The sequence below is a fragment of the Pseudomonas sp. LBUM1663 genome, from assembly GCF_059695905.1.
The window spans coordinates 309,580-327,228 of the sequence record NZ_CP166792.1 but is presented as its reverse complement, the minus strand read 5'-3'; the positions used below and the strand labels follow the sequence as shown (position 1 = coordinate 327,228).

The 17,649-nt window shown below is 59.4% G+C and carries 20 protein-coding genes and 1 tRNA gene; 12 read left to right on the top strand and 9 right to left on the bottom strand.

Features of this window, described 5'->3' with window-relative positions; translation table 11 throughout:
• The first annotated feature begins 24 nt into the window (after nt 1–24).
• Both ACA075_RS01550 and ACA075_RS01545 read left to right on the top strand, forming a co-directional pair.
• A complete protein-coding gene (locus tag ACA075_RS01550) occupies nt 25–1,344 on the top strand; it encodes a S41 family peptidase (protein ID WP_497297012.1) in 1,320 nt (439 codons plus the stop codon).
• 1 nt (nt 1,345) lies between these two features.
• Nucleotides 1,346–2,122 (top strand): divergent polysaccharide deacetylase family protein, encoded by a 777-nt coding sequence (locus tag ACA075_RS01545; protein WP_497297011.1) that lies wholly within the window; start codon nt 1,346–1,348, stop codon nt 2,120–2,122.
• Between the two features lie 136 nt (nt 2,123–2,258).
• Here the strand turns inward: ACA075_RS01545 and ACA075_RS01540 are convergent, their stop codons facing one another.
• From ACA075_RS01540 to ACA075_RS01510, 7 genes are all read right to left on the bottom strand, one after another.
• Nucleotides 2,259–3,014, bottom strand: coding sequence for a substrate-binding periplasmic protein (locus tag ACA075_RS01540; RefSeq protein ID WP_497297010.1), 756 nt, complete (start codon nt 3,012–3,014; stop codon nt 2,259–2,261).
• Nucleotides 3,015–3,092: 78 nt separating this feature from the next.
• Nucleotides 3,093–3,863, bottom strand: a complete 771-nt coding sequence (gene hisF / locus ACA075_RS01535) for an imidazole glycerol phosphate synthase subunit HisF (RefSeq protein WP_007972752.1) — start codon at nt 3,861–3,863, stop codon at nt 3,093–3,095.
• Between the two features lie 9 nt (nt 3,864–3,872).
• Entirely contained in the window at nt 3,873–4,610 is a 738-nt protein-coding gene (gene hisA / locus ACA075_RS01530) for a 1-(5-phosphoribosyl)-5-[(5-phosphoribosylamino)methylideneamino]imidazole-4-carboxamide isomerase (RefSeq protein WP_497297009.1), read from the bottom strand.
• Between the two features lie 42 nt (nt 4,611–4,652).
• Nucleotides 4,653–4,910, bottom strand: a complete 258-nt coding sequence (locus tag ACA075_RS01525) for a DUF2164 domain-containing protein (RefSeq protein ID WP_046045558.1) — start codon at nt 4,908–4,910, stop codon at nt 4,653–4,655.
• Nucleotides 4,911–5,549, bottom strand: coding sequence for an imidazole glycerol phosphate synthase subunit HisH (gene hisH, locus ACA075_RS01520; RefSeq protein ID WP_497297008.1), 639 nt, complete (start codon nt 5,547–5,549; stop codon nt 4,911–4,913).
• Complete coding sequence (gene hisB / locus ACA075_RS01515; protein ID WP_003218037.1) at nt 5,549–6,142, bottom strand: imidazoleglycerol-phosphate dehydratase HisB; 594 nt, start codon at nt 6,140–6,142, stop codon at nt 5,549–5,551. Before hisB ends, hisH begins: the two co-directional genes overlap by 1 nt.
• Before the next feature lie 314 nt (nt 6,143–6,456).
• Nucleotides 6,457–8,121 carry an OFA family MFS transporter gene (locus ACA075_RS01510; RefSeq protein WP_497297007.1) on the bottom strand — a complete coding sequence of 555 codons (1,665 nt, stop codon included), beginning with the start codon at nt 8,119–8,121 and terminating at the stop codon, nt 6,457–6,459.
• A gap of 224 nt (nt 8,122–8,345) precedes the next feature.
• Between ACA075_RS01510 and ACA075_RS01505 the strand changes: the two genes are divergently transcribed.
• From ACA075_RS01505 to ACA075_RS01480, 6 genes are all read left to right on the top strand, one after another.
• Entirely contained in the window at nt 8,346–8,750 is a 405-nt protein-coding gene (locus tag ACA075_RS01505) for an acetyl-CoA sensor PanZ family protein (RefSeq protein ID WP_497297006.1), read from the top strand.
• Between the two features lie 78 nt (nt 8,751–8,828).
• On the top strand, nt 8,829–11,060 hold the full coding sequence (locus ACA075_RS01500) for an AsmA family protein (RefSeq protein ID WP_497297005.1): 2,232 nt from the start codon (nt 8,829–8,831) through the stop codon (nt 11,058–11,060).
• Nucleotides 11,057–12,124, top strand: a complete 1,068-nt coding sequence (gene mutY / locus ACA075_RS01495; RefSeq protein ID WP_497297004.1) for an A/G-specific adenine glycosylase — start codon at nt 11,057–11,059, stop codon at nt 12,122–12,124. Before ACA075_RS01500 ends, mutY begins: the two co-directional genes overlap by 4 nt.
• Nucleotides 12,121–12,393, top strand: coding sequence for an oxidative damage protection protein (locus ACA075_RS01490; protein ID WP_010464608.1), 273 nt, complete (start codon nt 12,121–12,123; stop codon nt 12,391–12,393). Before mutY ends, ACA075_RS01490 begins: the two co-directional genes overlap by 4 nt.
• 103 nt (nt 12,394–12,496) lie before the next feature.
• Nucleotides 12,497–12,572, top strand: a tRNA-Phe gene (locus tag ACA075_RS01485).
• Between the two features lie 331 nt (nt 12,573–12,903).
• Nucleotides 12,904–13,365, top strand: coding sequence for a DUF4234 domain-containing protein (locus ACA075_RS01480; RefSeq protein WP_077747585.1), 462 nt, complete (start codon nt 12,904–12,906; stop codon nt 13,363–13,365).
• A gap of 37 nt (nt 13,366–13,402) precedes the next feature.
• Here ACA075_RS01480 and ACA075_RS01475 read toward each other — a convergent pair whose 3' ends face one another.
• Nucleotides 13,403–13,852 (bottom strand): carboxypeptidase regulatory-like domain-containing protein, encoded by a 450-nt coding sequence (locus ACA075_RS01475; protein WP_497297003.1) that lies wholly within the window; start codon nt 13,850–13,852, stop codon nt 13,403–13,405.
• A gap of 261 nt (nt 13,853–14,113) precedes the next feature.
• Between ACA075_RS01475 and ACA075_RS01470 the strand changes: the two genes are divergently transcribed.
• The 4 genes from ACA075_RS01470 (at nt 14,114) to ACA075_RS01455 (ending at nt 17,129) form a co-directional block, all read left to right on the top strand.
• Complete coding sequence (locus tag ACA075_RS01470; protein ID WP_497297001.1) at nt 14,114–15,172, top strand: PDDEXK nuclease domain-containing protein; 1,059 nt, start codon at nt 14,114–14,116, stop codon at nt 15,170–15,172.
• Nucleotides 15,173–15,241: 69 nt separating this feature from the next.
• Entirely contained in the window at nt 15,242–16,216 is a 975-nt protein-coding gene (locus ACA075_RS01465) for an alpha/beta hydrolase family protein (RefSeq protein WP_497296999.1), read from the top strand.
• 38 nt (nt 16,217–16,254) lie between these two features.
• A complete protein-coding gene (locus ACA075_RS01460) occupies nt 16,255–16,671 on the top strand; it encodes a hypothetical protein (RefSeq protein WP_497296997.1) in 417 nt (138 codons plus the stop codon).
• A gap of 5 nt (nt 16,672–16,676) precedes the next feature.
• A complete protein-coding gene (locus ACA075_RS01455) occupies nt 16,677–17,129 on the top strand; it encodes a hypothetical protein (protein ID WP_461978579.1) in 453 nt (150 codons plus the stop codon).
• A 77-nt stretch (nt 17,130–17,206) separates the two neighbouring features.
• Here the strand turns inward: ACA075_RS01455 and ACA075_RS01450 are convergent, their stop codons facing one another.
• Nucleotides 17,207–17,533 carry a hypothetical protein gene (locus tag ACA075_RS01450; protein ID WP_094469599.1) on the bottom strand — a complete coding sequence of 109 codons (327 nt, stop codon included), beginning with the start codon at nt 17,531–17,533 and terminating at the stop codon, nt 17,207–17,209.
• Nucleotides 17,534–17,649: the final 116 nt, after the last annotated feature.

The window sequence follows — 17,649 nt, the reverse complement described above, 5'->3', positions numbered from 1 at the left end:
ACCTACATTAGGAGTTCGTTCGACATGCTGCATTTGTCCCGCCTTACCTCGCTGGCCCTGACGATCGCCCTGGTGATCGGCGCGCCTCTGGCGTTTGCCGCTCAACCGGCCCCGGCGGTCGCGCCTGCGGGCACTGCTGCGACCACCAAGGCGCCGTTGCCTCTGGAAGAGTTGCGCACCTTTGCCGAGGTCATGGATCGGATCAAGGCAGCCTATGTCGAGCCGGTGGACGACAAGACCCTGCTGGAAAACGCCATCAAAGGCATGCTCAGCAACCTCGATCCGCACTCCGCCTACCTGGGCCCGGAAGACTTCGCTGAATTGCAGGAAAGCACCAGCGGCGAATTCGGCGGCCTGGGCATCGAAGTCGGCGCCGAAGACGGATTCATCAAAGTGGTGTCGCCCATCGATGACACCCCGGCCTCCAAGGCTGGCATTCAGGCTGGCGACTTCATCGTCAAGATCAACGGCCAGCCGACTCGCGGCCAGAGCATGACCGAAGCCGTGGACAAGATGCGCGGCAAGATCGGCCAGAAAATCACCCTGACCCTGGTGCGCGACGGCGGTACACCGTTCGACGTGACCCTGGCGCGCGCGATCATTCAAGTGAAGAGCGTCAAGGCGCAGTTGCTGGAGTCGGGCTACGGCTACATCCGCATCACCCAGTTCCAGGTCAAGACCGGCGAAGAAGTCTCCAAGGCCCTGGCCAAGTTGCGCAAGGACAATGGCAAGAAGCTCAACGGCATCATTCTCGACCTGCGCAACAACCCGGGCGGCGTGTTGCAATCGGCGGTGGAAGTGGTCGACCACTTCATCACCAAGGGCCTGATCGTTTACACCAAGGGCCGCATCGCCAACTCCGAGCTGCGCTTCTCTGCCACCGGCAAAGACGAAAGCGAAGCCGTGCCAATGGTTGTGCTGATCAACGGCGGCAGCGCCTCGGCTTCGGAAATTGTCGCCGGCGCCTTGCAGGATCAGAAACGCGCAGTGGTCATGGGCACCACCAGTTTCGGCAAAGGCTCGGTACAAACCGTGCTGCCACTGAACAACGATCGCGCACTGAAGATCACCACGGCGCTGTACTACACGCCGAACGGCCGCTCGATCCAGGCCCAGGGCATCGTCCCGGACATCGAAGTGCGCAAGGCCAAGATCACCAACGAGCAGGACGGCGAATACTTCAAGGAAGCCGACCTGCAGGGTCACTTGGGCAATGGCAATGGCGGCGCCGACAAACCGACCGGTTCCAGCGGCAAAGCCAAGGCAATGCCACAGGATGACGATTACCAATTGGCCCAGGCGCTGAGCCTGCTCAAAGGGCTGAGCATCACCTCCGGTCGCTGAGGTGCGCCTGCGGTTCTTGATCGGCCTGCTGTGCGGTCTGGCGGGTTTTGCTCACGCGACGCCCGCCACGCCAGCGCCTCAGAAGGCCTATCTCACGCTGATCATCGATGACCTGGGGCAGAACCTGCCCCGGGATCGTCGCGTGCTGGCCCTGCCCGGCCCGGTGACCGCGGCGATCATGCCCGACACGCCCCACGCCACCGAATTCGCCCGCGAAGCCCATCGCGCCGGCAAGATCGTCATCCTGCACATGCCCATGGACCCGGCCACCGGCCCGTTCGCCTGGCATCCCGACTTGCCCATCGATGAACTTGAGAAACGCCTGAGCGCGGCATTCAAGGTCGTGCCTTATACCGCCGGTATCAACAACCATATGGGCAGCCGCATGACCGCTCAGCAACCGGCCATGGCCTGGTTGATGGCGGACTTGCAGCGCCGGCACAAGCTCTTCGTCGACAGCCGCACCAGCGCGCAAACCGTCGCGGCCGCCGAGGCGCAGAAGATTGGCTTGGCGAGCGTTTCGCGGGATGTGTTTCTGGATGATGAGCGCACTGAGGCGGCGATCTTCACGCAACTTCAGACCGCGATCAGCCTAGCGCGCAAACAGGGCTCGGCGGTGATGATCGGGCATCCGTATCCGCAGACGTTGGCGGTGCTTGAGAGGGAGTTGCCGAAGCTCAAGGCTCAGGGCATTGACTGGATTGATATCAAGCAGATGATCAGCGTGCGCAGCAATCGCGCAACGGCTGCTCACGGTAAGGATGGCGTGTACCGGTAATCAGCGACACCACCTAACCCCTGTAGGAGCCGGCTTGCTGGCGATGGCGGCAGTGAGATCGATGCAAGATTTGAGGCCGCTTCGCCAGCAAGCCGGCTCCTACAGGGAGCGGTGGTAGCTCGGGAATGGTGGCCGGCTAGAGATACCGCGCCATGATGTCGTCCACCACGCCTTCCTTGCGCAGCTGATCCAGCGCGGCTTGCAGCTTGGCCACCACTTCATCCGGCACATCTTTGTTCAACGCCAGGTACAACTCGGCGCTATTGAACCGAAGTACCGTTTTGAGGCCGTTAACGCCTTCCTGACGCGCCAGATAGCGCCCGGCCGGATCGCCCGTGGCCCACAAATCAATCTGACCATTCACCAGCTTCTTTGCGTTGTCCTGATCGCGCAGCACAAGAATGGGCTTCAACCCTTGTTTGGCCAGCGTCTCGGCAATCGCATCGCCCTTGTACGCGCCGATCTTGTATTTGCGCGCCTGATCCAGAGTCTCCAGGCTGATCTTGCTGTCAGCCTTGGCCAGCATGATCCAGTCATCCGGACCAATCGGACCGACCCACTTGAACAGCTTCTCGCGATCCGGCAAGCGCGCCATCACGAATACGCCGTAACCGGGTTTCTCGAGGGCGAGTTTGTAGATTCGCTCCCAAGGGAAGCGCAGTGTCAGGCTGTAGGTGACGTCGGCACGCTTGAACATCTCACGGACGATGTCCACGGCGATGCCATTGATGTTCTCGTCCTGAGCGAAGTTCTTGCCGTTCTTCGCCATGTTGTATGGAGGGAAGTTTTCCGTGAGCAACACCAGGTCGGTGTCGGGACTTTCTTCAGCGTGGACTCCATTGATGAGCAACAGAGAAGCGCTGGCGAGGACAAGAAGAAGGCGTTTGATCATGTCGGGCTACCGAAATCCATGGCGTGCCCAAGAGTGCCTTGAGCCCGCCATGCTGTCCACTGGCCTGCATGGATTTGTTTAACGCATGACGATCCCGCGATGCGCCATGTAGGCCTTGGCTTCCTGCACGGTGTATTCGCCGAAGTGGAAAATACTCGCCGCCAATACTGCGCTGGCGTGACCTTCGATGATGCCGTCGGCCAAATGCTGCAGGTTGCCGACACCGCCGGAGGCAATCACCGGGATACCCAGCGCATCGCTGATGGCGCGAGTGACGCCCAGGTCGAAGCCGTTTTTCATGCCGTCCTGGTCCATGCTGGTCAGGAGAATTTCACCGGCACCCAGGCCTTCCATCTTCTTCGCCCACTCAACGGCGTCGAGGCCGGTCGGTTTGCGACCGCCGTGGGTGAAGATCTCCCAGCGCGGGGTTTCGCCCGGACCGGAGACTTTCTTGGCGTCGATAGCGACGACGATGCACTGCGAGCCGAAATGCTGGGCCGCTTCGCCGACGAATTCCGGGTTGAACACGGCTGCAGTGTTGATCGAAACCTTGTCCGCACCGGCATTCAGCAAGTTGCGAATGTCCTGCACGGTACGCACGCCACCGCCCACGGTCAGCGGGATGAACACCTGGCTGGCCATGCGCTCGACGGTGTGCAGCGTGGTGTCGCGGCCATCGACGCTGGCGGTGATGTCGAGAAAGGTAATCTCGTCGGCGCCCTGCTCGTCGTAGCGACGGGCGATTTCCACCGGGTCGCCGGCATCACGGATGTTCTCGAACTTGACGCCCTTGACCACCCGGCCGTTGTCCACGTCCAGGCAAGGGATGATGCGTTTGGCCAGCGCCATGGTCAGTCCTCAGCCTTTGTACGAATCGCAGAAAGCTTGCGCTTCAGCGACGTCGAGGGTGCCTTCGTAGATCGCCCGGCCGGTGATCGCGCCGATGATGCCCGGCGCCTTGGCGTCGAGCAGCGACTTGATATCACCCATATTGTGGATACCGCCCGAAGCGATGACCGGAATCTTCGTCGCGGCGGCCAGCGCAGCGGTGAACGGTACGTTGCAGCCCTGCATCATGCCGTCTTTGGCGATGTCGGTATAAACGATCGCGGACACGCCATCAGCTTCGAATTGCTTGGCCAGGTCGATCACCTGAATGGTGCTGATTTCAGCCCAGCCGTCAGTGGCGACAAAACCGTCTTTGGCATCCAGACCGACGATCACTTTGCCCGGGAACGCGCGGCAGGCTTCGGCGACGAAAGCCGGATCTTTCACGGCTTTGGTGCCGATGATCACGTAGCTCACGCCCGCTTTGACGTAGTGCTCGATGGTTTCCAGGGAACGGATACCGCCGCCGATCTGGATCGGCAGGTTCGGGTAGCGCTTGGCGATGGCGGTGACCACTTCGCCGTTGACCGGCTGGCCTTCGAAGGCGCCGTTCAGGTCGACCAGATGCAGACGACGGCAACCGCCCTCCACCCACTTGGCAGCCATGCTCACCGGGTCATCGGAGAACACCGTGGAATCTTCCATGCGGCCCTGGCGCAGACGAACACAGGCACCGTCTTTAAGATCGATAGCGGGAATAATCAGCATCTGGCAAACCTTCAAATTCGAGTGTTCAGCTTCGCTCGGAAATCAGTTTTTCTCGAGCGCCCACAAGTCGCTTTCGATGCTTTCGAACCTCTCTTTGAGGTGCGTCTGCACATCGAAAATCGCCCTGTTGTAATAGTGCGGCGCAATTTCGCGGGTAAACAGCTCAAGGATTTCAGCCGCTTCGAACGAACCCAGGTCCAGTTCGAAGCGATCTTCCATGAAGCGTTTGATCTTGTGATTGGCCTCGTTCTCCTGTTCGGGAGTGAGGGTCAGGATCGGCGGCTTTTTCTTGGCAGCCATTTACCAGCGACCATCCCACGCAGCGAAGTTCTGCAGCAATTGCAGGCCATGGGTATGGCTCTTCTCCGGGTGGAACTGCACGGCGAAACGCGAGCCATCGGCCAGCGCCGCCGCGAAATCGACACCGTAGTGACCGCCACCGACCACCTGCCGCGCGTTGCCGGCGGCGATGTAGTAGCTGTGCACGAAGTAGAAACGCGCCAGGTCCGGAATGTTGTGCCACAGCGGGTGACTCACCGTCTGCTTCACTTCGTTCCAGCCCATGTGCGGGACTTTCAGGTGTTCGCCGTCTTCGTGCAGGTCCTTGCCGAAGAACTTCACCGCCCCCGGAAACAGGCCGATGCAGTCAACGCCGTCGTTCTCTTCACTGCTGTCGAGCAAGGCTTGCATGCCGACGCAGATGCCGAGGAACGGTCGGTCCTGGCTGACTTCGCGCACCAGCGAATCGAAGCCCAGGCAACGGATCTCCGCCATGCAGTCGCGAATCGCACCGACGCCGGGAAAAACCACCCGGTCGGCTTCGCGAATCACATCGGCATCGCTGGTGATCAAGACCTTGCCGGCACCGACGTGCTCGAGGGCCTTGGCCACCGAGTGCAGGTTGCCCATGCCGTAATCGATAACCGCGACCGTCTGCATTACAGAACGCCTTTGGTCGACGGCATCTGACCGGCCATGCGGTCATCGAGCTCTACGGCCATGCGCAGGGCGCGGCCGAAAGCCTTGAACACGGTTTCGATCTGGTGGTGGGTGTTGGTGCCACGCAGGTTGTCGATGTGCAGGCTGACCAGCGCATGGTTGACGAAGCCCTGGAAGAATTCCTGGAACAGGTCAACGTCAAAGCCGCCAACGGTGGCGCGGGTGTAGGGAACATGCATCTGCAGGCCAGGACGGCCGGAGAAGTCGATCACCACGCGCGACAGCGCTTCATCGAGTGGGACATAGGCGTGGCCGTAGCGACGGATGCCTTTTTTGTCGCCGATGGCTTTGGCAAAGGCCTGACCCAGGGTGATACCGACGTCTTCCACGGTGTGGTGGTCGTCGATATGCAGGTCGCCTTTGCTGACAATATCCAGGTCGATCAGCCCGTGACGGGCGATCTGGTCCAGCATGTGCTCAAGAAAAGGGACACCGATATCAAATCGGGCCTTTCCGGTGCCATCCAGGTTGATCGAGGCTTTGATCTGGGTTTCCAGAGTGTCGCGCTCGACTGACGCCTTACGTTCGGCCATCACCAGCTCCGCAAAATCATTGGGCGAAAAAGGCAGCCATTATAGGGGCGCGGGCGCGAAACAGAAACACGGGAGGTGATATGACTGACGGACAGAACCCAGTGTTGTCGGGGATAGACATGTCCATACAAGCCGGAAAAATGAAAATCTGAAGTCTTGTGGAGCCCATGTGGGAGCGGGCTTGCCCGCGAAGAGGCCGGCACACACAACATCAATGTTGTTTGACCTGACGCCTTCGCGAGCAAGCCCGCTCCCACAGGGTTTGGTGTTGTCACTGGCTGATCTGAAGGCTTCAGATCAGCTATGCCTGCACCTTAGTGGAACAACACCGCCGTCTTCTGCAAGGTCACCCAAACACCCCACGCCAACGGAATACCCACCACCAGCCAGGCAGCAACCGCCAACGGCTTGGTGCCCGGCGCCGCTTTCCACTCCAGCACGGTGCTGGCATCAGCACCCTTGTCGTGGCCCAGCGCCTGTTCGGCAGCCAGTTCGGCGTCGGTCATGAAGTACTTGTCGGCCACCGGGCGAACCATCAGGTTGCACAGGAAACCCAGCACCAGCAGGCCCGCGAGGATGTACAAGGTGATGTCGTAAGCCGCGGCGCGTTCAACGCCGATGCTCAACTGATACTCACGAATGTAGTTCACCAACACCGGACCCAACACGCCCGCCGCCGCCCACGCCGTCAGCAGACGACCATGGATCGCGCCGACCATTTGCGTACCGAACAGGTCCGCGAGGTAAGCCGGCACGGTCGCAAAACCACCGCCGTACATCGACAGGATGATGCAGAACGCCGCCACGAACAGCGCAACGTTGCCCAGGTGACCGAGGTTCGGGATCAACGCGTACAGGGCAAAGCCCAGGGCGAAGAACACGAAATAGGTGTTTTTACGGCCCAGGTAATCCGAGAACGAAGCCCAGAAGAACCGACCACCAATGTTGAACAGGCTCAGCAAACCGGTGAAACCGGCCGCAATCGCCGCGATAGAAGCCAGTTGCCCGGCGTCCAGCTGACCGAATGGCAGGTCAACACCGATCAATTTACCGCCGAACACTTCCTGCAACAGCGGCGAAGCCATACCCAGGATGCCGATACCCGCCGACACGTTCAGGCACAGCACCAGCCACACCAGACGGAATTGCGGGGTTTTCCACGCCACATTCACGTGAACGTGACGGTGAGTGATCATCGCGTTCGAAGCTTTCTTCGCCGGAGCGGTCCAGCCTTCAGGTTTCCAGCCGGTTGGCGGCACGCGGTAGGACAGTGCGCCACCGATCATGAACACGAAGTAGATCGCGGCCATCACCAGGAAGCTCTGCCACACACCGACGCTGTCTGCCGAAGCGAAGTGGCCCATCAGGGCTGCGGCCAGCGGAGCACCGACCATCGCGCCACCACCAAAGCCCATGATCGCCATGCCGGTCGCCATGCCGCGCTTGTCCGGGAACCACTTGATCAAGGTCGACACCGGCGAGATGTAACCCAACCCCAGGCCGATACCGCCAATGACCCCGGAGCCGATCCACATCAGCCAGATCTGGTGGGTGTAAATCCCCAGCGCCGAGATCAGCAGACCGCCACACCAGCACAGCGCCGATACAACGCCAGCCTTGCGAGGCCCGGCGTGTTCCAGCCAGCCGCCCCAGATCGCTGCCGAGCAGCCGAGGAAGATGAAGAACAGGGTGTAGATCCAGCCGAGCATCGAGATCGGCCAGTCGCATTGCGACGAGAAAACTTGCGAGATGAAGCTCATGTCCGGCGCGCAGGCTACTGGTTTGGTCACGCCCAGGGCCTTGGACAGTGGCAACCAGAACACCGAAAAGCCATAGGCCATGCCGATGCACAGGTGGATGGCCAGCGCGGCCGGTGGTACCAGCCAACGGTTGAAACCGGGCTTGGCGATGATGCGTTCCTTGGACAGGAACCCGGGCTGACTGGCTGTAAGGCCGTCCGCCGTGATGCTCGTGGTCATTGTGTATCCCCCAATTATTAGTATGGTTCGCCAGCCACTCTTCGCCCCCAGCCTTATGCGCACGCATGACTGTCTTTTTCAGGGTGAAGCTCCATTTTGGTGCGACATCACGTCGCAGAAGGACGGACGAACTGGCAGAGGTTACCATCTGTACGTGACAGAAAAACCAAAGTGATATCACCTTTATGTAAGTCATCTGTTCTCGTACCACTGAAGGAACCGCCATGCCGATCATTGTCGAGCTGCTGCACGAAGCCACTTATCAGGATCAGCAAGACCTGCAAAAAATTTACCGCGACGCCCCGGACTGGCTGTTCGCCCCGTTTTCAGGGGAGTTGCAGCTGATCGAAGGCTGCCTGGGCGATGGTTCGCTGATCGCTGGACGCTTCAATGACCGGTTGCTGGGAGCGGCTCGTTTGCAGAGGCAAACTGATGTTTGGCACTTGTCCCAAATATGCGTACGAAAAATTACCCGCCGTCGAGGCGTTGCCGAACGGATGGTGAACGAAGCACAGAGAATGGCGTCGCAATCGGGCGCGACATTGCGCTTGCTGGCACCTGCCGGGCATCTGGAAGCACAGGCCCTGGCCGCCAAGCTGAAAGTGCCGCTGGATGTGCTGCCGACGTGATCGCTGACCGGTCGTCCGCTTCGGAGCGCTATACTCCCCGGCTAAATTTCGAATTCGACTAACTACAAGGACTCGCCCATGAAAGCGTTCGGCAAAATCCTGGGTCTGGTGCTTCTCGGGCTGTTGCTGATCATTGTGGCGCTGGGCTTTGCCCTGACCCACCTCTTCGATCCCAACGACTATAAAGACGAGATCCGCCAGATTGCCCGCGACAAGGCCCACATCGAGCTGACGCTCAATGGCGACATCGGTTGGAGCCTGTTCCCGTGGCTTGGCCTGGAATTGCACGAAGCCAGTGTCGCGACCCTGGCCAAACCCACCGAACCGTTCGCCGACTTGCAGATGCTGGGTCTGTCCGTGCGCGTGCTGCCGCTGCTGCGCCGCGAAGTGCAGATGAGTGACGTGCGCGTCGAAGGCCTTAACCTGCGCCTGAACCGCGACAAGGACGGCCACGGCAATTGGGAAGACATCGGCAAGGCCCCGGCGCCAGCCACCCCGGCCACGCCACCGGCCACTGCTGGCGAACCTGCACCTGCGCCGGCCACCACCGCCCAGGCGGAAAAACCGGCCCAGCCGATTCGCCTGGATATCGACAGCCTGACCGTCAACAACGCCCGCGTTGAATACAACGACGAGAAGACCGGCAAGCAGTTCAGCGCCGAAAGCATTCAGCTGAGTACCGGCCCGGTCCACGACTCGACCAACATTCCGGTCAAACTCACCGCGTTCCTCGGCACCAATCAGCCGGTCTTGCGTGTACGCACCGAGCTCAATGGCGAGTTGCGTTTCGAACGCGCCTTGCAGCGCTACAAATTCGAGGACATGAAGCTCTCCGGCGAAGTCGCCGGCGACCCGCTGCAAGGCAAGACCATGACCTTCGCCGCCCAAGGCCAGTTGCTGCTGGATAAAGCCGCGAACGTCGCCGAATGGACCGGCATCAAGATTTCTGCCAACCAATTGCGCGCACTGGGCGAACTGAAGGTCAACGACCTCGACAAGACGCCGCAAATCAGCGGCGGCCTTTCGATCGCCCAGTTCGACCTGGCGAAATTCGTCGACAGCATTGGCCAGAAACTCCCGGCCATGGCCGAAGGCAGCCTGAGCAAAGTCGAACTGGTCAGCCGCCTGGCGGGCACGCCTTTCAGCCTGTCGCTCGACAACCTCAACCTGAAAGTCGACGACAGCACCTTCAGCGGCCGCATCGCTGTCGAGGACTTCGCCAAGCAATCGCTACGCGCAGCCCTCAAGGCTGACACCTTCAACGTCGACCGTTACCTGCCACCGAAATCCGCCGAAGCCAGTAGCGCGACGCAAGTGCGTCAGGCCGAAGTCGCCAGCACCGAAGCCGATGCCATGGCAGGCGCCGGCAGCACACCGCTACCGAACGCACCAACCAAAACCGCGTGGAGCACCGAACGCCTGTTGCCGGTAGAACGCTTGAGCAAGCTCGACGTGCAGGCCGACCTGACCTTCGGCCAGTTGACCCTCGATAAGCTGCCGATCCAGAACGCAGCGCTCAAGGCCTCCGGCCAGGGCGGCCTGCTGACCCTGGAGGACCTGCGCGGCGACCTGTACGGCGGCAACTTCGAAGCCAAGGGCACCCTGGACGTGCGCCAGGAAGTGCCGGCGCTGAACATGCAGACGCGCATCACCAAAGTGCCGGTGGAAAAAATCCTCGAAAGCCAAGGGAAGAATCCGCCGGTCAAAGGCCTGGTGACGCTCAACAGCGCGTTGACCGGCAGCGGCAATAGCCAGCAAGCACTGATCGACAGCCTCAACGGCAGCGCCAGCTTCGTCATCAATAACGGCGTGCTGCTCAATGCCAATCTTGAGCAACAGCTGTGCAAAGGTATCGCCACCCTGAACCGCAAATCCCTGAGCGGCGAGCCACGGGGCAAGGACACACCGTTCCAGGAGCTCAAGGGCAACCTGACCTTGCGCAACGGCGTGGCCAGCAACCCGGACCTGAAAGTGCGCATTCCGGGCATGACCGTCAACGGTGATGGCGACGTCGATCTGCGGGTGCTGGGCATGGATTACCGCGTGGGCATCGTCGTCGAAGGCGACAAGAGCGACATGCCGGACCCGGCCTGCCAGGTTGGCGAGAAGTTCGTCGGCATCGAGTGGCCGCTGCGCTGCCGTGGCCCGCTGGAGCTAGGCGCCAAGGCCTGCCGCCTCGACAACGAACGCATGGGTCAGGTTGCGAGCAAACTGGCGGGCGACAAACTCAGCGAAAAAATCGACGAAAAGCTTGGGGACAAGGTCAGCCCTGAACTGAAAAATGCGTTGAAGGGGCTGTTCAAGCGATGAGAGCCGAGCAGTTTTCAACGGCGGTGCTGGACTGGTACGACCGCCACGGCCGCCACGATTTGCCCTGGCAACAAGGCATCACCCCCTATCGGGTGTGGGTCTCGGAGATCATGTTGCAGCAAACCCAGGTCAGCACCGTGCTGAATTACTTCGACCGGTTCATGGCCTCGCTGCCGACGGTCGAGGCGCTGGCCGCTGCGCCGGAAGACGAAGTGCTGCACCTGTGGACCGGCCTTGGTTACTACACTCGCGCGCGCAATTTGCAGAAGACCGCGAAGATTGTCGTGGCCGAGTACGGCGGCGAGTTTCCGCGGGATGTCGAAAAGCTTGTCGAGTTGCCGGGCATCGGTCTGTCCACGGCTGGCGCCATCGCCAGCCTCAGCATGGGCCTGCGGGCGCCGATCCTCGATGGCAACGTCAAACGGGTGCTGGCGCGGTTTACGGCGCAAGAGGGATATCCGGGCGAGCCGAAGGTCGCCAAACAGCTGTGGGCGAACGCTGAGCGCTTCACGCCGCATGATCGGGTCAACGCCTACACCCAGGCGATGATGGATCTGGGCGCCACGCTCTGCACCCGCAGCAAACCAAGTTGCCTGCTGTGCCCGCTGGAAAAGGGTTGCGAAGCGCACATGCTCGGCCTGGAAACCCGCTACCCGATCCCGAAGCCGCGCAAGACCGTGCCACAGAAGCGCACGTTGATGCCGATGCTCGCCAACGGCGAAGGCGCGATTCTGCTTTACCGCCGGCCCTCCACGGGCTTGTGGGGCGGTCTCTGGAGCCTGCCGGAACTCGACGACCTCGACGACCTGCAACATCTGGCCACGCAACACTCGCTGGAACTGGGCAGCCAACAAGCGCTGCCGAGCCTGGTCCACACCTTCAGCCACTTTCAGTTGTCCATCGAACCCTGGCTGGTTCAGGTCCAGGAGGCCGGCCATCACGTGGCCGAGGCCGACTGGCTCTGGTATAACCTCGCCACCCCGCCGCGCCTGGGCCTTGCCGCCCCGGTCAAAACCTTGCTCGAACGCGCGGCCGCCGTATTGAACGCAGGAGAGTTGTCATGACCCGCACCATCATGTGCCGCAAGTACAAAGAAGAATTGCCCGCCCTGGAGCGCGCTCCATTCCCGGGCGCCAAAGGTCAGGACATTTTTGACCACGTCTCGGCCAAGGCCTGGGCCGACTGGCAGAAACACCAGACCCTGCTGATCAACGAAAAACGCTTGAACATGATGAACGCCGAAGACCGCAAATACCTTCAGGGCGAGATGGACAAGTACTTCTCTGGCGAGGAATACGCCAAGGCTGACGGCTACGTTCCGCCGGCAGAATAATCCCGATTTATCGGGGGTCGGAACGTAAGCGACGGTAATAGTTAAATTTTTTTTGAAAACTTGCTTGACGACCCCCTGAAAAACCCGTTTAATGCGCCCCGTTGCCCAGATAGCTCAGTCGGTAGAGCAGGGGATTGAAAATCCCCGTGTCGGCGGTTCGATTCCGTCTCTGGGCACCAAATACCGAAAACCCTGAATCGCAAGATTCGGGGTTTTTTTATGCCTGCGATTTGATAACGACAGTCCACCGCAGCACAGCCGCCGGAAAAACAATCACTCTTTAGTACGCTGGCTCGATGATGGCACCATGCTATTATTTTGCGCGTGCATGGAATAAAGCCAACTGATCCCGATGCCCCCGCATCCGAATCAGTCGATACAGGATAGAGACAGCGCAAGGAGTGCGTGCTTTTCACCCCTCCCCGCAAAACACTGCCCTCCCCTGTTCGACGACACGAAGCCAGCCCTCCAGGCACGCCCCTTCTCGAAAGTCCTGAACATGGAACAGTTATGTCCGACATCAATGAACTGAAAGACAAGATCAACACCAAAACCTTGAACATGGTCCTGCTGTCGATTGCGACCGCCGGGATCTACTTGCTGTTGTGGTTGTACAAGAGCAACCAGAAGATCAACGAAACGACGAAAATCAAAGTGGTCGACGACACTTACGTTATTTGGGTTGCCGTCTGCCTTGGCTGGAGCGGCGCGTTGTCAAACCTGGGCGACGTGTTGTTCGACTCGCTGTCCGGCATTTTACTGATCGCATTGAATGCGCTGTACATCGTGTGGGCCTTCAAGGCAAAAAACGCGCTGTCGGAATACGCCCTCAACGAGCACAAAATCGATCTGCGCATGAACGGGTTCTATACCTTCTTCCTGAACATTTTTTACGTGAACTACTGCATCAACGACTTGCCTGAAGAGCAGCGTAAACAACTGATCCTGCGCGGCCAAACGACGCAAGCCTGATCAACTGGCGAGGGGCAGTCTCAACGGACTGCCACCGTCACTCATCACCCTTCCAGTTGAACACCAGATTACGCACGCCAGCGTTGCCGACGTCTGTCGTGTCGCGCTTTGCTTCACCGTTACGGGTAGCGACCACGGTGTACTTGCCAGCCGGTAACTGGACATAAACCAAAGGCCCTGCCTGACTGAGTGTCAGCACTGACTGACCTTGAGCACTCTGAATAACCAGTTCCACATCGGGTACATATTTGCCCTCCGCTCCAATGGAGAAGGTCATGTGCAGGTTATAGCCAGTCGATTGCTGGATGGCCTTCGCTTCATCCTCGCCAATACCGCCGGACAAATAGGTAATCCCGTTCTGTTCCTGCCGCTGAATCTGTACGCCTGAACTGTCGATGGGCTCAAGGCTCGCGGCCCCTGACATGACGGCAAACATCAGCACACCGACGGTGGCGATGGGCAACATGAGGGAATGGATGGACTTCATGATGGTGACTCCCGGGCTCAACGGACCCAATCGTTACTCCTTTTGGATTTCTCGCTGGATGCTCAAGTTTTAGATTGATTGGTACTTGAGCTCACTGCGAAATGGACTACACCCTGTATTCCTCAAGTCCGGGCTGCCGTCGGCACGATCCTGCAAAACGAGTCCGGCATTTCCTGCGGATTTCCCAGCCCCGCCCTGCATCGCCGCCCAGCCCTCTCTTGCCATCCTCTTTCGCCTGATCCTCCAGCCGCGGAAGACTTCATGAGCATCGTCAAAACCGAAAACACTCAAGACCCACAACTCGCCTCTCTGGTGGGCAACCTTGGGGAATTGATACGTCAGGCACGCCAGAAGGTATTGCGAGCGGTCGATACCGTTCAGGTGCAAACCTGCTGGCAGATTGGAAGGCATATTGTCGAGTTTGAGCAGGAAGGGGCTCGGCGGGCGGCCTACGGCAAGCGCTTGCTTCCAACACTGGCCAAAACTCTTACTACGCAATTTGGAAAAGGTTTTGATGAACGCAACCTGCGCTATATGCGGGACTTTTATCAGACCTTTCCAATTTGGGACGCAGTGCGTTCCGAATTGAGCTGGACCCACTACCGCAGGCTACTGCGTGTCGATAATGAACACGCCCGTCACTGGTACATGAACGAATCTGCCATACAAAACTGGTCATCCCGCGCCCTGGAACGCCAGATCAACACCCTGTACTACGAACGTTTGTTAGCAAGTCGCGACCGCCCCGCCGTCAAACAGGAAGCCGCAACCAACATCCAGAAAATGAACGCACACCCTAGAGATTTCATCAGGGATCCGGTAATGCTGGAATTTCTGGGCCTGCCCGACGCGGGCCTGACCCAGGAAACCGATCTCGAACAAGCACTGATCCAGCAGCTTCAAGCCTTCCTGCTTGAACTGGGCAAAGGCTTTGCCTTCATCGCCCGCCAACAACGCATCAGCACCGACAGCAAAGACTTCTATATCGATCTGGTGTTCTACAACTACTTGCTCAATTGCTTTGTCATCTTCGACCTGAGGCGCGGCGAATTAACCCATCAGGATGTCGAACAGATGGACATGTACGTGCGGATGTACGACGACCTCAAACGCGGACCGGAAGACGGCCCTACCGTCGGCATCATTCTCTGCGCGCAAAAAGATGAGTCGGTGGTGCGCTATTCAGTACTGGAAGGCAATGAGCAACTGTTCGCCAGCAAGTACAAGCTAGTGCTGCCGAGCGAAGACGAACTTCGCGCTGAGCTGGACAGGGAACGGGCGGCAATAGAAGAGCGCCTGCTCGATCAAATCCGCCTATAAACACAGATGGATTGTTCACAAGCCGTTCGAAGACTATCGTTGGCAACTACCCGCAAAGGTCCAAAGCCGATGAATTTGCAGGACATGCCGTCACTGGCACCGACTCAAATCGAATTGTCGCTGACCACCGACACCGCCGGCGAACCGTTCAAGGAGCCCGCCGCAGACGGCTTCATCCTCGGCGGCTTCACTTGGCGGCACGCCTCTCAGGACATCGCACGTCCGGTCGTTATCATCAACGCAGCCACCTCGGTGCGTTGCCGGCACTACTCGCGCTTCGCCGAATACCTGTTCGCCAACGATTTCGATGTCATTACCTATGACTACCGCGGCATCGGCGAGTCGCGCCCAACGTCGCTGAAAGGGTTGGAGGCATCATGGTCCGATTGGGGCGCGCTGGATTTCGAGGCGATGCTCAACCGCGCGCAGCGCGAATTCCCCGGTCAACCCATCGACGTAGTTGGCCACAGCTTTGGAGGCTGTGCAGCGGGCCTGGGAGCGTCCGGGCATTTGATTCGGCACATGGTGACGGTCGGCGCGCAATTCGCGTACTGGCGCGACTATGCGCCAGCCCATCGCTGGCGGATGTTCGGCAAGTGGCATGTGGTGATGCCGTTGATGACCCTGCTGTACGGCTACTTCCCCGGCAAGCGTCTCGGCTGGCTGGAGGACACGCCCGCCGCTGTGGTTCGCGACTGGAGCACGCCCACTGCGCGCTACGAAACGCGGCCCAGTGGTCGTGTCATGCACGCGAAGACCGGTCGGCTTCCCTTTGCATCCGTTACCGCAAAAACGCTGGCGATCAGCATCAGCGACGACCCTTACGGTACGATTGCCGCCATTGAACGCCTGCTCGGCTACTTCACTGGCAGTACGAACACCCACCTGCGAATCGCCCCCGAAGACATCGGCGAAGAAGAAGTCGGACATTTCGCCTTTTTTCGCAGCGCATACCAAGCCACACTATGGCCCATTGCATTGTCCTGGTTGCAGACCGGCGAACTGGCCCCCGACACACCCGGGCGGCGAGTGCCACGCAACTGATTGACCCGCCCCTCTCACCGAATGACGGAACGACACCCATGGCATCCGCCAACAAGCAGAACAAACGCGCTTCCCGCGCCAAAGCCAAGGCCAAGCAGAACCGCACCCAACGGGCCGCCGCGCCGGTCGAGCTGGACCCGAACGACGATCGCATCGACTTCGAGTCGGTGGACCTGACCGAACTGTTCAAGAAAATGATCGACGCGGAAAAAACCAGCCAGCAAGCGATGTGCGTGGCCTTCCTCGAAGACCCGCTGCTGGAACTGGTGTACGAGCAGGAAGGCGAAGAAGGCGCGATGGATTTCATCCTCGCGGCGCTGATCGAATATCGCCAATGGTCCACCGAAGTCGATGAAGCCGGCGCCCTGGCGTGGATCGAATCACCAGCCTTCCAGGCTGACTACGTCGCGGCGTCCGACATCATTGCGGCTCAAACCCAACAGAAAGCGAACTGAATTTAATGGCATCCCTGAACAAGCAGCAAAAACGCGCCAAACGCGCCAAGATCAAAGCCAAACAAATCAACATCCACGGCCGAAAACCCGCCGCGCTGGATGATGACCTGGGCGAAATCGGCGAGCCGATCCCGGAATACACCCTGGCGATGTTCAGCAAAATGCGCGACGCCGAAGCCATCAGCCGCAACGACATGCTGCTGGCCCTGCTGTCGGACCTCGCCGGGATCATCAGCGACCACCCAGAACTGCTGGACATGGAAAACGCCGACAACGAAGCCATGGCCGCCACTCACCTGGCCGCCGACATGCTGATCGACTATCGCATGTGGGCCGACGGCATGGACCGCGATGCCGCTCAAGCCTGGCTGACTGATCCACAGTTCATCACTGATTTTGGTGATGCGCTGGACAGCTATCGTCAGTCGTTGGATGCGCAGGAAGAAAAGAGCGAATAAATACTCGCCTTGAAAACAAAAACGGCCGCTTGTCATCACTGACAGCGGCCGTTTTTTTACAACCTTCAAAACAACAATCAGGCAGCAACACCTTCCAGACGCGGAATTTCAATACCGATCTTGGCGCTGGCATAGTTCAGATCGCCTTTGGCGATGGATTGAGCCTTGTAACCGGCGCCGATCAGGTCCTGCACGTACAGCTTGTTGTAGATGAACATGAACACCAGGTTGCTGAGGCTGAACGTGAAGCAGGCCACGACGAACATGATCGCTGCCCACTTGAAATCACCACGGAACAAGGCCGGGAAAAAGCCAAAGAAAAACACAGTCCACGAGAAGCCGATTGGCGCTTCTTTCATGGCTCCGGTGTTAGGGTTTTTGAACACAACCGATGTAAACGCCATGCCTGTCTCCTTGATGCCCCAATGGGTTGGCTGGATGGCCGGGCTATCTCCATGCAGCTCTTTGAACGGCAAGCACACACAAATGCATCTGTGACTCGCGTCAGATGAGGGAGCAG